Origin of the sequence: Leptotrichia sp. HMT-225 (genome assembly GCF_030644325.1) — a bacterium.
GTDB classification, from domain to species: Bacteria; Fusobacteriota; Fusobacteriia; order Fusobacteriales; family Leptotrichiaceae; genus Leptotrichia; species Leptotrichia massiliensis.
Genome location: NZ_CP130323.1, coordinates 2,215,530 through 2,229,702, shown reverse-complemented (window position 1 = coordinate 2,229,702; position 14,173 = coordinate 2,215,530). Strand labels below are relative to the sequence as shown.

At 30.8% G+C, this 14,173-nt stretch carries 10 protein-coding genes; 3 read left to right on the top strand and 7 right to left on the bottom strand.

What is annotated here, in order from left to right; translation table 11 throughout:
* Positions 1-2: 2 nt before the first annotated feature.
* From QU666_RS10705 to QU666_RS10675, 7 genes are all read right to left on the bottom strand, one after another.
* Entirely contained in the window at positions 3-1,208 is a 1,206-nt protein-coding gene (locus tag QU666_RS10705; protein WP_021768989.1) for a GspE/PulE family protein, read from the bottom strand.
* A 43-nt stretch (positions 1,209-1,251) separates the two neighbouring features.
* Positions 1,252-1,725 (bottom strand): hypothetical protein, encoded by a 474-nt coding sequence (locus QU666_RS10700; protein ID WP_021768990.1) that lies wholly within the window; start codon positions 1,723-1,725, stop codon positions 1,252-1,254.
* 105 nt (positions 1,726-1,830) lie between these two features.
* The gene (locus QU666_RS10695; protein ID WP_304984832.1) at positions 1,831-2,460 is read right to left on the bottom strand and encodes an L-threonylcarbamoyladenylate synthase; all 630 of its coding nucleotides are present in this window, start codon (positions 2,458-2,460) and stop codon (positions 1,831-1,833) included.
* Positions 2,426-3,418, bottom strand: a complete 993-nt coding sequence (locus tag QU666_RS10690; RefSeq protein ID WP_021768992.1) for a ribose-phosphate pyrophosphokinase — start codon at positions 3,416-3,418, stop codon at positions 2,426-2,428. Before QU666_RS10690 ends, QU666_RS10695 begins: the two co-directional genes overlap by 35 nt.
* Before the next feature lie 122 nt (positions 3,419-3,540).
* Positions 3,541-4,875 carry a bifunctional UDP-N-acetylglucosamine diphosphorylase/glucosamine-1-phosphate N-acetyltransferase GlmU gene (glmU, locus tag QU666_RS10685; protein WP_036070585.1) on the bottom strand — a complete coding sequence of 445 codons (1,335 nt, stop codon included), beginning with the start codon at positions 4,873-4,875 and terminating at the stop codon, positions 3,541-3,543.
* Between the two features lie 220 nt (positions 4,876-5,095).
* The gene (locus tag QU666_RS10680) at positions 5,096-6,043 is read right to left on the bottom strand and encodes a hypothetical protein (RefSeq protein ID WP_021768994.1); all 948 of its coding nucleotides are present in this window, start codon (positions 6,041-6,043) and stop codon (positions 5,096-5,098) included.
* A 45-nt stretch (positions 6,044-6,088) separates the two neighbouring features.
* Positions 6,089-6,496 carry a DUF2721 domain-containing protein gene (locus tag QU666_RS10675; RefSeq protein ID WP_021768995.1) on the bottom strand — a complete coding sequence of 136 codons (408 nt, stop codon included), beginning with the start codon at positions 6,494-6,496 and terminating at the stop codon, positions 6,089-6,091.
* Positions 6,497-6,803: 307 nt separating this feature from the next.
* Between QU666_RS10675 and nifJ the strand changes: the two genes are divergently transcribed.
* From nifJ to QU666_RS10660, 3 genes are all read left to right on the top strand, one after another.
* Positions 6,804-10,367, top strand: a complete 3,564-nt coding sequence (nifJ, locus tag QU666_RS10670) for a pyruvate:ferredoxin (flavodoxin) oxidoreductase (protein WP_021768996.1) — start codon at positions 6,804-6,806, stop codon at positions 10,365-10,367.
* Positions 10,368-11,080: 713 nt separating this feature from the next.
* On the top strand, positions 11,081-13,627 hold the full coding sequence (recJ, locus tag QU666_RS10665) for a single-stranded-DNA-specific exonuclease RecJ (RefSeq protein WP_304984831.1): 2,547 nt from the start codon (positions 11,081-11,083) through the stop codon (positions 13,625-13,627).
* The gene (locus QU666_RS10660; RefSeq protein ID WP_304984830.1) at positions 13,614-14,072 is read left to right on the top strand and encodes a hypothetical protein; all 459 of its coding nucleotides are present in this window, start codon (positions 13,614-13,616) and stop codon (positions 14,070-14,072) included. Before recJ ends, QU666_RS10660 begins: the two co-directional genes overlap by 14 nt.
* Positions 14,073-14,173 lie beyond the last annotated feature (101 nt).

Genomic DNA, 14,173 nt, shown 5'->3' with positions numbered 1-14,173 from the left:
TGTTAAAAAATAATACTTGTCTTTTCCCTTTCGAAAATCAAATTCTTCTCAATTTTTTCATTCGCATCTTCCATAAAATCAATAAAGTGCTTTTGATTTTTAGATTTTTGATTCAGCATTTTCAGTTTATTTTTAGTTTCAGAACCGAGATGGTTGTCTTCTTTTAAAATATTTCGCACATCCTGATTCAGCACAAGTACTTCATTTATCGAAATTCTGCCGCTGTATCCATTGGAGCATTCACTACAACCTTCTCCCATACATTTCTGGCATTTTTTTCCAACCAGTCGTTGTCCAATCACGCCAATTAACGAATCTAATATCAAATATTTTGGAATACCCATATCCACTAGCCTGATTAATGTGGAAACAGCGTCATTTGTGTGAATTGTGGATATAACAAGATGTCCTGTTAATGCAGCTCTTACAGCAATTTCTGCGGTAACTTCATCACGAATTTCTGAAATCACTATAATATCAGGATCGTTTCTTAACGTGGCTTTTAAAACTTCAGCAAATGTTACTCCAATATTCTGATTTACCTGTATCTGAACAATTCCTTCAATTTTACTTTCAACAGGGTCTTCTACAGTTATGATTTTTTTTCTTCCGTCATTTAACATAGTTATTAGAGATTTTAAAGTTGTGGATTTTCCAGATCCTGTCGGACCGCTAACCAAAATCATTCCATATTTTCTAGTTAAAATTTCTTTTAACATTGCTACGCTTTGATTTGAAAATCCAAGTGTTTCAAGATTTATATCTTCCAGATAATTTTCAAGAATACGTAAAACCATAGTTTCACCACCGATTGTTGGCATATAGGCAGCTCTTATGTCGTAGCGTTTATTAAGATTTTTTATATTAAATAAAAAAGAAAAGCTGCCATCTTGTGGCTTTCTTTTCTCTGCAACATTCATTCCCGCCAAAATTTTTATTCTGGCAATAATTTCGGTGATATTTTTTTCCAGCACTTTTTTATTCACAGTTTCATATAAGTTTTGGCTTTCCATAAGGTATCCATCAACTCGATACTTTATTTCCATTCCTTCAAGTAAGTCAAATTTTATGTGAATATCACTGGCACGTTCCTTAAATCCAGCTTTTACAATTTCATTTAGATAAGAAATCGTGTCATTTGATAATATATTGTTTTTATTATCTGCAAAGTCTTTAAGTTTTACTTTTTCGTTTATTTTTTTATTCATTGTCCTCAATTTTCCTTCCCACTTTTATATTTTTACTTTTTATTTATTTCTTTTTGACACTTCCAGAATTAAATTCTTCCAGCACTACTTCTGTTTGTTTTGTCAATGTTTTAAATAATGCTTTTTTTATCAAATTGTACCATTTTAAAGTAGCACGTTGAGCGTCAATCCCTTTTAATGTTTCTTTTAGCTGCAATTTAAAAAAGTCAACTTCTTCGTAAGAAAGTTTTACATTTTTAGTTTTTTCTTTTTTATTTGCCTTTGTTATTTTTACTTCATTTTCTAAATATTTGAAAAAAGCAAATACATTTGGAAGCTGTTTTTCGTATTGCCCCATCATTTTTCTCATTTCCTCGATCATTCTTGTCAGATAACTTCTTGACATTTTAGAAAACGTAACATTAACTTTTCTTTTTCCTTTTCCAACTTTCTGCACAATCTGCTGCATTTTCGCTTGTGATTTTGCATTTATTAAATCCATATTGCTAACAGTATTTGGATTTACCATTTTTGCCATAAAAGACTCCTTTCCGTTTATTATTTTTATATTTATAAAAATTTATTAAAATTATAATTATTCTACTCAAATATTTAACTTTTGTCAATTTAATCTTAAATATTATCATCTAAAATTATTGATTATTTCCTCAAATGCAATATTTCCTTCTCTTAATAATATCAATTTTCCATCTTCATATTTCACAATTGTAGAAGGTTTTCCTGTCAGTTTCACTTTTTCATTTGAAATAATTATATCTACATTTTTTATTAATTCTTGACTTAGATTTTCTACTTTAGTAACAGCATTTTCGCCTGAAATATTTGCACTTGTGGTTAATAAAACGCCTCCAGATTTTTTTATTATTTCAAGGGTAGTTTCATTTTTTGGAATACGAATTCCAATAGTTTTCATGTTTTTATCAAAATGTTTTGTAAAATTCTGATTTGCACGAAAGATAACAGTCAATTCTCCCGGCCAATATTTTTTGAGGATATTTTCAATTTTTTTCATATTTTCATCAGTTTCGTTTATTAATTCTGATAGTTTATTTTTATCACTGATTAAAGCGATTATTTTTTTTGAAAAATCCCTTTTTTTTATTTTATAAATTTTTTCCATGTATTCTTTTTTTGGAAGAGTGCCTATCCCATAAACAGTATCTGTTGGAAATATGGCAACCCCCCCATTTTTCAAAATACGTACTGCATTTTCAATTTTATTCATCATTATCATCGTCAACTGGCATTTCAAATAAGTCACTTATTGGACTATTTTTCGAAATTCTTTTTATTATTTCTGCAAACATTTTACTTGTTGATAAAATTTTTAATTTATCAAATTTTCTGTCTTCAGGTAATTGGATTGTGTCAGTTACTACAACTTCTGTAAAAGCTGAGTTTTTTAACCTTTCAATCGCAGGGTCTGAGAATACAGCGTGTGTAGCACATGCGTAAACTTCTGTTGCTCCTTTGTCAATTAGAGCCTGTGCCGCATTACATATTGTTCCAGCTGTATCAATCATGTCATCAATTAAAATAGCTTTTTTCCCTTTTATATCTCCAATAATGTGCATAACTTCCGAAACATTTGCTTTGGCACGTCTTTTATCAATTATCGCAAGTGGCGTATGTAGCCAATTTGCAAGTCCTCTCGCTCTTTTTACACCACCAACATCAGGTGAAACAACAACAGTGTCTTCTGGGTGAAATCCATATTTTATAAAGTGTTTAGCCAAAATTGGCAATGCTTCCATGTGATCCACTGGAATGTCAAAAAATCCTTGAATTTGTCTTGCATGTAAATCCATTGTGATTACTCTTGTAGCCCCTGCGACAGTAAGTAGGTTTGCAACAAGTTTTGATGTGATTGGCTCACGTGGACTTGCTTTTCTGTCCTGCCTTGCATATCCGTAATAAGGAATTATCGCAATAATTTCTCTGGCTGATGACCTTTTAATCGCATCAATAAAAACTAAAAGCTCCATAATACTTTCATTTACAGGTTTTGAAGTAGATTGGATGATAAATACCTTGCATCCACGTACACTTTCATTTGACTTCGCAAAAGTTTCTCCATCGGCAAATCTTACAATTTCAGCAGATGATAAATCCATATCCAAATATTTTACAATTTTTTGTGCTAAAACTTCACTAGATGATCCTGCAAAAATTTTTATTCTGCTTTTGTCCTCTTTGGTTAATGTTATCATTTTATTTCCCTTTCTCTCTTTATATTTTGAATTTTTATTAAAATGTTTTTATTATTAATTAACATTAAAATATACATTATAATTTTTGATTTTTTGACATTTTTATTTTTTAAAATATTTGTTTATTTTTTTTCTTTGTTAACCTGTTTTGCTCTTCCAAATGCCAATGCTTCATCTGGAATATCTTTTGTAATAACCGATCCAGCCGCTGTTAGAACTTTGCTTCCTATTTCAACTGGAGCTACAATTATTGAATTGCTTCCAATAAAGGCATTTTTTCCAATTTTAGTCTTATGTTTATTTTTCCCGTCATAATTGCAAGTGATTGTACCTGCACCGATATTCGTATTTTCCCCAACTTCAGCATCTCCAATATAAGTCAAATGCCCTGTTTTTACACCTTTTTGAAGCGTAGCATTTTTTATTTCCACAAAGTTTCCCACATGTACAGTTTCTTTCAAATGTGCTTTTGGACGCAAATGTGCAAAAGGTCCCACAGTTACCCCTTCCTCAAGAGTAGACTGCTCGACAATAGAAGCCTCTATTTTCACGTTATCAGCAATCACAGAATTTTCAATTCTTGTATTTCCCAGGATTTCGCAGTTTTTACCAATTTTTGTATTACCTTGAATTGTAACATTTGGATAAATTACAGTATCTTGCCCAATTTTAACATTATCTTCAATATAAGTTGTATTTTGATCAATCAGAATTACTCCGTTGTCCATAAGTTCAGTATTTTTTCTGTCTCTTGAAATTTTACTTGCCTGTGCTAACTGAACTTTTGAGTTTACTCCTAAAATTTCATCTTCATCTTCAATTTGAAAGCTGTCAACACTGTAACCTTCATTTGTCAATATTTTTATAGCATCAGTCAAATAATATTCACCTTTTGAATTGTTGTTGTCAATTTTTTCTATCGCATAAAGCAGACTTTGATTTTTGAAAATATAGACTCCAGTATTAATTTCATCTATTTTTTTCTCACTTTCGTTTGCTTCCTTTTCTTCGACAATGTTTGAAATTTTGTCATTTTCCTTAACAATCCGTCCATATCCAAATGGATTTTTAACTTTACATGAAAGCACAATACAGTCAAGATTTTTTTCATCAAAGTTATCCTTTAATTTTTTCAAAGTTTCTTCTTTTAAAAGAGGTGTATCTCCGCAAGTGATGAGCACATCTTCACCGTATTCCTTGATTTTATCCTTTGCAATTAGAATAGCGTGTCCTGTTCCAAGCTGTTCTTCTTGTGTGACATAAACGACATTTCCCATTTCAGCTAGAACATCTTCCTTTTTGTGTCCTAGAATAAAAATATTTTTTTCATTTCCGATATTTTCCAGCACATTGACAACTCTTCTAATCATAGGAACACCATTCACCTTGTGTAAAACCTTTGATTGATCGGACTTCATACGAGTCCCTTTCCCTGCCGCCAAAATTAACGAAATCATCATTCCTCCTTCAATTTAATTATTAACAATAAAATATTTGTTTTCATTTTACTCAAGCTATAAAAAATCTAGTGTTTAAAAAACTCAAATTTTTGAGTTTAACAAAATTACTTTACGTTCTAATTATATCAATTTTTTCCGATTTATTCAAATGTTATGAAAAAGTTTTTTATTTGTTAAAATATATTGCAAAAAACTTTAACTTTAACGAGATGTAACCTTATATATAGCAATAATTTGTTATATAAAAAATATGAATATCTAAATAATTTATATTCAAAATTTCAATAAATTGAAAATTTTTATCCAATAGTTTTAATTGTAATCTTTTATTTTCCAATTTTGTTACTATCCCAACTTTACTATCTTCAAAATCTTCATTGTCAATAAAAACAAATAAATTATTTTCCTGACAAATTTTTAAAATTGAAAGATAATCTAGACTGTTAATGTTTTCAAAATATTTATTTAAGTTTATTTTGTCAATATATTTAACTTCAGTAAATGGTTTAGATATTTCTTCAATAAATTCTTTTCGGATAACTGTTACAAATTTTTCAGTTGCAAAATCGAAAATTTCTTTTAAAACTAAAAACTTTTCATTTTCCATAACAATATTTCCAATATAGGTTTTTCCAACAAATAATTTAATTTTATGAATCTCAAAATCTTTATTTATTTTTTTCCTGTCAAAAAATTTTATTAAACGGATATAATTTTTAGAAATAATTTCTGTAGAAGTTATATTTAGATTATAATCCAGTATTTCCAAAAAATAGTTTTCTCCAATTTTTTTGGTAATATAGCAAATTTCTGTTGTTTCGTCCTTTAAATGTAAAAAAACTAAAGTTCTAGTCTCTATAATATTTTCTAAAATATCATCAATGGAATTTAAGTTTTTTGTATACAGCCATTCGTAACTGCTTTCCGTTTTATCTAATAAGTTGTTTCCTAAATTTTTTATATAATCTGAATCCAAAATAATTCTTTGAATTTTATCAATTTGATAAATTTTCATTCCATCTTCATTATTTTGAGTATCATAAGACTTTAAAAGCAAGTAATTGTCCCAAATTTTTAGAATATTTCCAACAGAAAATCCATCAGTATCAAATCTGTAAATTCCAATTTTATCTTTATTTTTTAAATTTAATAAAAATTTTTTCATTTTTTCTCCATCAAATAATTTATGTATGTACAATGATTCTAGTTTTTATTTATTTTTTTCCTCAATTTCAGTATCATTTTCATTATAATTCAAATGAATTCTTAAAGCTTCGAGTGAAATCTGAATTTCTAACAATGAAAATATTAACGAAATTATGAGCGATACCAAACTTATTGCAAAACTGATTTTTCCAATAAAATCTATCTGAAAAAACAGGAATAACATCGAAACCGCACACATTAACAAACTAAAAACCCCAAAATATTGCATTCTTTTAATGTACTTCAATCTTTTCCTCAAGTTTTTAACCTGATAAAATTCATGTTCTATTTCCCCGCTCGAATCCATCTGTCTAACAATCGCTGTAAGTGCCAAAAATCTGTTAGTATATGCAAGTAAAAGTAGAGATACAGTAGGAAAAAGAACGGCAGGTGTAGTAATTTCTAAAGTCATATTTTTTAGTCTCCTTAATTCATTTTTTTAGTGTTTTTTATTTAATATTATACATAATTTTTTCCAAATTTTAAACCCATTTCATTTTTTAGTTTAGTTACTCTGTAATTTACTTAAAAAATTACAAAAAATATAAAAACAATATTTTGGAACAACGGTTTATTTTATAAAAATAAAAAAGAATAGAAAGAAAAGTTAAAAAGTAATTGCAAATTTGGACTAGAAAATATATAATTATATATAGCTAGAATTTTATAAATGTAAATTAAGTAAAGAAATTATAAAATTCTTTAATTTGGAGGGAAAAATGACAAAAAATATGAAAACAATGGATGGTAACCAGGCTGCGGCTCATATAGCGTACGCATTTACGGAAGTTGCTGGAATTTATCCAATTACTCCGTCGTCAACTATGTCAGAGCTTGTAGATCAATGGGCATCATACGGAAAGGAAAATTTATTTGGAATGCCGGTAAAGGTTGTAGAAATGCAATCGGAAGCTGGAGCTGCGGGGATTGTACATGGATCGCTTCAGACTGGGGCTTTGACTACGACATTTACTGCTTCTCAAGGATTGTTATTAAAAATACCTAATATGTATAAAATATCTGGGGAATTGCTGCCAGGGGTAATGCATGTTGCGGCAAGGGCAATTTCTACACAGGCGTTGTCAATATTTGGAGATCATCAGGATATTTATGCGGCTAGAATGACAGGCTGGGCTATGCTTGCGACAAGTTCGGTTCAGGAAGTTATGGATCTGGCTGGAATTGCACATTTGGCGGCAATTAAGTCGAGAGTGCCTTTTATGCACTTTTTTGATGGATTTAGGACTTCGCATGAGATAAATAAAATAGAAGTTATGGAATATGAATTTTTGGAGAGTCTGCTTGATAAAAAAGCTGTGCAGGAATTTAGGGAAAGAGCATTAAATCCAGAAAACCCTGTAACAAGAGGAACTGCTCAAAATGATGATATTTATTTTCAGGCAAGGGAGGCTCAAAATAGATTTTATGAAGCTGTGCCTGATATTGTAAATGACTATATGAAAAAAATTAGCGAAAAAACAGGACGGAACTATGCACCTTTTGTTTACTACGGTTCAGAAACTGCTGAAAGAGTTATTATTGCAATGGGATCTGTAAATGAAACAATCAAGGAAGTTGTGGATTATCTTAATAAAAATGGCGAAAATGTGGGAGCATTGAATGTTCATTTATATCGTCCATTTTCTAGCAAGTATTTTTTTGATGTGATGCCGAAAAGCGTGAAAAAAATCGCTGTACTTGACAGGACAAAAGAGCCTGGAGCATTGGGAGAGCCATTGTATATGGATGTAAAGGCACTTTACTATGGACGTGAAAATGCACCTGAAATTGTTGGCGGAAGATACGGACTTTCATCAAAGGATACAACGCCTGAACAAATTGTGGCAGTATTCAAGAATCTTGCACAAAAGGAACCTAAAAACAACTTTACAATCGGAATTATTGACGATGTTACATTTACATCCCTGGCACTGGAAGATGAAGTGTTTACTGGAAATGAGGATGTGAAAGGCTGTCTATTTTATGGTCTTGGTTCAGATGGAACAGTTGGGGCAAATAAAAATTCGATAAAAATTATTGGAGATAAGACAGACTTATATGCACAGGGTTATTTTGCTTATGATTCAAAAAAATCTGGTGGAGTAACACGTTCGCACTTACGATTTAGTAAATATCCAATCCGTTCTACTTACTTAGTTACAAAGCCCAGCTTTGTTGCCTGCTCTGCACCTGCCTATCTGGGAAAATACGACATGATTTCAGGGCTACGTGAAGGTGGAATATTTTTATTAAATACAATTTGGGATAAGGAAAAACTGTTAAAATATGTTCCAAATGAGATAAAAAGGGAACTTGCACGTAAAAAGGCTAAATTTTACTTGATAAATGCAACGGAAATCGCAAAGGAAATTGGGCTTGGAAATAGGACGAATACTATTATGCAGTCGGCATTTTTCTATCTTTCGGAAGTAATTCCTCACGATGAGGCGAAGCAATACATGAAGGAATATGCTGAAAAAAGTTATGGAAGAAAAGGACAGGATATTGTTCAAAAAAACTGGGATGCCATTGACAGAGGGATTGATGGGCTGGATGAAGTTGAAGTATTGCCTGAATGGGCAGATCTTGAAGTTGATGAAAAAATCATTGACGATGCAAAACCTGAATTTGTAAAAAAGGTGGCTGATCCGATTAACAATCTGAAAGGTGAAGAATTGCCAGTTTCTGCATTTTTAGGACGTGAAGACGGAACATTTGAGCATGGAACGGCAAATTATGAAAAAAGGGGAATAGCAGATGAAGTTCCAGAATGGCAGCCTGATATGTGTATTCAGTGTAACCAATGTGCTTATGTGTGTCCACACGCTGTAATTCGTCCTTTCTTGATTGACGAGGAAGAAATGGCAAAAGCTCCAGAAGGAATGCCGACAATAAAGGCACTGGGACGTGGAATGAACGACTTGAACTATAAAATTCAAGTATCGCCGCTGGACTGTACAGGATGCAGTGCGTGTGTAGACGTGTGTCCTGCTCCTCGTGGAAAAGCCATTGTTATGAAACCAATTCAATCCCAAATTGAAAGAAATGAAGTTGAATATACAGATTACTTATTTAACAATGTTTCATACAAGGACAAAATTTTAGGAAAAAATACCGTAAAAGGCTCACAATTTGCAAAACCGCTGTTTGAATTTTCGGGAGCGTGTGCAGGCTGTGGAGAAACACCTTATATTAAATTGGTAACACAGTTATTCGGAGAACGTATGATTGTAGCAAATGCGACAGGATGCTCTTCAATTTATGGAGCGTCTGCACCGTCAACGCCTTATACAACGGCAGAAAGCGGCTGTGGACCTGCATGGGCCTCTTCGCTGTTTGAGGACAATGCTGAATATGGATACGGAATGTTTCAGGCTGTAAACACAATTCGGCACAGAATTTTAAAAAGAATAAATGAAATAAAAGACGATGTTTCAACAGAACTTTCTGATTTGTTTACTTCATTTGCAGAAAACTTTAATAGTGGAGATAAAACTGCAGAAATGCGTGATGAACTGGTAGCTTTAATGGAAAAGGAAAAATTGGAAAATACAAATGAAATAGTAAAGAGCAATATAGATGAAATATTGGAATTGAAACAGTATTTAATCAAAAAATCCATCTGGATGTTTGGTGGAGATGGATGGGCTTACGATATTGGATTTGGTGGGCTTGATCACGTGTTGGCTTCTGGAGACGATGTAAATATGCTTGTGCTTGACACTGAAGTTTACTCAAATACAGGAGGACAGGCTTCAAAAGCTTCAAAAGCAGGAGCAGTGGCAAAATTTTCTGCTTCTGGAAAGCCAACTAAGAAAAAGGACTTGGCAGCAATACTTATGACTTATGGGAATATTTATGTAGCGAAAGTGTCAATGGGAGCAAATCAAAATCAGACATTAAAAGCAATACGAGAAGCCGAAGAATATCCAGGACCATCAATAATCATTGCCTATTCGCCTTGTATTGAGCATGGTATAAAGGCAGGAATGGGTAAATTCCAGACAGAAGAAAAACTTGCAACAGAAGTAGGATACTGGCCAATTTTCAGATTTGATCCAAGACTTGCTGAAAAAGGGAAAAATCCACTTCAACTGGATACAAGAAATCCAGCTTGGGATAAATATGAAGATTTCCTGCTAGGAGAACGAAGATATGCAACCTTAGCCGCAGAATTTCCTGAAAAAGCCAAAGAATTGCTTGAAGCAAACTTAAAAAATGCCAAAGACAACTGGAACTACTATAAACGAATGGCAGCAATGGATTATTCAACAGAAGAATAAAATTAAATTAAAATAAAATTTATTTTTTATAAAAAGAAATTCCCCTTTATTTTAGGGGTTTTTCTTATTTTTTAGAAAAAAATTAGAATAGCTGGCATTTATTTTGATAAAAAAATGTGGTAAAATTATGTAGATATTCAAATTAATGCTTTTTATTTAAGATCCATAAGATGAATTATTGTTAATAAATATTTTTTAAAATTTATATGTTATTTCTTTATTATAAAGCAAAGGGGAACAGTCGCCATCCCCTTTGCAAACCCGGCTTGTCTAAGCATTTTTTTGAAACGAAAACGAAACTCGCTATGCTCAAACAATCGTTTTCATTCCAAAAAAATCACGACATTTTTAATTTAATTATGAAGGCTGTTTTAATAAAGAAATATTAATCAAAATAGCTTATACTAATATCTAATTAAACTATGTATAATAAATTAGGAAAAAGTATATATTAATCGCTATTGATTAAACCTGTTCAACAACTATATGTTTTTATTAATAAAACAAATATTCTGAAGCAAGGGTTTTTGACCTCTTGTGAAAATGAAAAAGTTAAGTTAGCGAAAACATCGGTTGTGTACCATTTTTAGTTAGAAATTAGTATTAAAATGAATATTTTAAAAGAATTTAGTATTCGAATACTTAAAAAGAGAGTACAATAATAAAAATAAAGTTTAAAATAAGAGGGGAAAATATAAAAGAGGAGATAAAATATGAGAAATACGAAATGGGCTGCAAAAATAATTCCTAATCCACGACAGGAGAGGGAATATATTGAAAGAGACAACAAGCAGAAAAATGATGAAAAAACAAAAAAATTGAAAAAAAGTAAGACTGAAAAACAGAATTTTGAAAATATAAATTTGAGTTCAGTAATTGATAATGATATTTTGAAAATACTTTATTCACGTGGGATAACTACAGAGAAGGAAATAAGAGAATTTTTGAATCCAAAACTTGAAAATATCCAGAATCCTTATGGACTGCAGGATATGGAAAAGACGGTTTTGGAAATTGAAAAGGCGATAAAGGAACAGAAAAATATTTGGATATATGGAGATTATGATGTGGATGGAATTACTTCGACATCTATTTTGTATATGGCATTAAAAGAGCTTGGGGCGGAAAATGTGAACTACTACATTCCTATTCGGGATGAAGGGTATGGATTGAATAATGAAGCATTGAAAAAAATAAAAGAATCTGGGGCAGATTTGGTAATTACTGTGGATTGTGGAATTACAGCGTTTCCTGAAGTGGAGTTTGCAAATTCTATAAATTTGCCGATAATTATTACAGATCACCATAATTTAAATGGGGACAAAGTTCCAAATGCTATCACGGTTGTGAACCCAAAACGTCCTGAAAATGAATTTTCCTTTGAGTTTCTAGCGGGAGTAGGTACTATTTTTATGGTAATTCTTTGTCTTTATGAAAGAATTGGGAAAAAGGCAAAAGCATATAAATATCTCGATTTAGTAGCAATTGGTACAGTTGCGGATATTGTGCCGCTGGTGGAAGAAAACAGGATTTTAACTAAGTTTGGGCTGGAGCAGCTTAGCCGTTCTAAAAATAAGGGGCTTAGATTTTTGCTGTATAAATTGTTTAGTACGCAAAATTCAGATTTTAATGAGAAAACTGAATATAATTCGTATGATGTGGGCTTTATCATAGCACCTGTCTTTAATGCGGCTGGAAGGCTTAAAGATGCAAAAATGGTGGTAAAATTACTAATTTCGGATAATGATAGAGAAATTGAGATAATTGTAAAGGAATTGATTAATAAAAATTTTGAGCGTAAAGAATTACAGAATGAAATCGTGGAAAAAGTGGAAAAACACATTGAAGAAAGCGATTTGAAGGAAGATTATGTGATTGTGGACTATTCGCCTGAATATCATCACGGTGTAATTGGTATAGCGGCTTCCAAAATTGTAGATAAATATTACAAGCCTGCGATTATCATTGAAGTGAAGGAAGATGAAGGAATAGCAGTTGGATCATGCAGAAGTATTGGGAACTTTAATATTTTGGAAGCGTTACAGTCAATGCCTGAACTTTTTGTGAAGTTTGGGGGACATTCTGGAGCGGCTGGATTTACGATTGGAATAAAAAATTTGGAATTATTTAGGAAAAAAATAAATAAATTTGCAAAAACAAAACTGAAAGAAGAGGATTTTGTAAAAATAATAGAAATTGATAAGCAAATCCCAATTCAAAAGGTTTCGTACGAATTTTTCCAAATAATAGAACTTTTAAAACCATTTGGCTTTGGAAATCCAATGCCGACGTTCAGAACCAATAACGTACTTTTTGAAAATATAAAATTTATTGGAGAAAATAAAAACCATATAATGTTTGACATAAAGCAAAAGGGATTTTTTAATAAAAATGCTGTCTGGTTTAATTCTGGCGAGTATTTTAAAGAACTGAACGAGAATTTGTTTTACGATATTGTTTACAAATTAAAGACGGAAATGTTTCAGGACAGATATTATACGAAAGTGTATGTTGAGGATGTGAAAGTGTCGCAGTTGAAGGACGATACTTTATCTTATTATCATTCGCTTTTTAACACATCTTTCCCGATGAAGTCTGTATTTTATACAAATATTGAGCTGGAAACGGAAAAGAAAATTACAATGAAAATGGAATTTGACCAGATTTCGCTTTTTCAAGGAAGAAAATTCATTGGACGGCTTGATTACAGCATTTCCAACTTATTAATACTTTTAAATCGGTATTATAACTGGAATTTTACTGTGAAAATGGAGGATGTGAAGCAGGCTTCAAATCATAATATTGTAAATATACTGATAAAAAGAGATTATAATTTTAAATGTTACGATCACACGCAAATTGGCATTTTTAAGAAGATAAAAGAATTTTTGATTGGAAAAATGGAGTATAATTCACAGACTAAAGAATTTCTGGCACAGTTTTTTAAGCAAAATAAAAACTTGATTATAAAAAATATTTTTGATGAAAATGAAAAATATAAATACAAAATGTCAAATTTTGAAAACTTTTTACTAACAGTTGGAATTTATTATAAAAAAATGACTGATAAAAAAAGTCAAATTGTAATGAGTTCAGATAAAAATCCAGCTTTTAACAATTTTATAAAATCGTATTTTGATATAAATGAAGAATATTCGGAAAACAGTTATCCATTTACATTATTTTATAACTACAAGGATACAGAAAAGCTTGAAAATATTATAAAAACAGATTTTTCAATGCAAAATGAAATTTTTTAAGACAGAAGATAAAAACGCTGTGAAAAGTGAAATTAACGAAGAGCCAAAACAACTGGAGTATAAAAAAGTTGAAAAAATAGAGTTTAAAAATAATGTGAATGTGGAAAACTCTGAAAATATTGTGGAAAAACATCAGGAAAATACTGAAAAGTTAAGTGAAGCTGGAAAACAGGAAGTGGAGAAAAGATTTTGCATAATAATAAATTCTGAAGATTTTATGGTAAAAATAGATGATTTGGACAAAAATAATATTGAAGAGATAAATACGAAAATTGAAGTGCCAGAAAATATAGCATTTTTAGAAAACTCAACCAAGAAGGAGAGAAAAAATGCAAAAAATATTTTTGTAGAATATTTACCAATTGAAGAAAAAATAAAATTGAAAAAGTTGCTTACTGATGGAGAAAAGATTTATTCTGATTATTCGGTTAATGAGATTTTATAAAAGTAAATGATGATACAAATATTTGAGTAGCAGAAATCTTAATTTGTTGTAAAAAATTATAAAAAAAGTGATGTGAAATAATATATCTATGTGACAAGAAT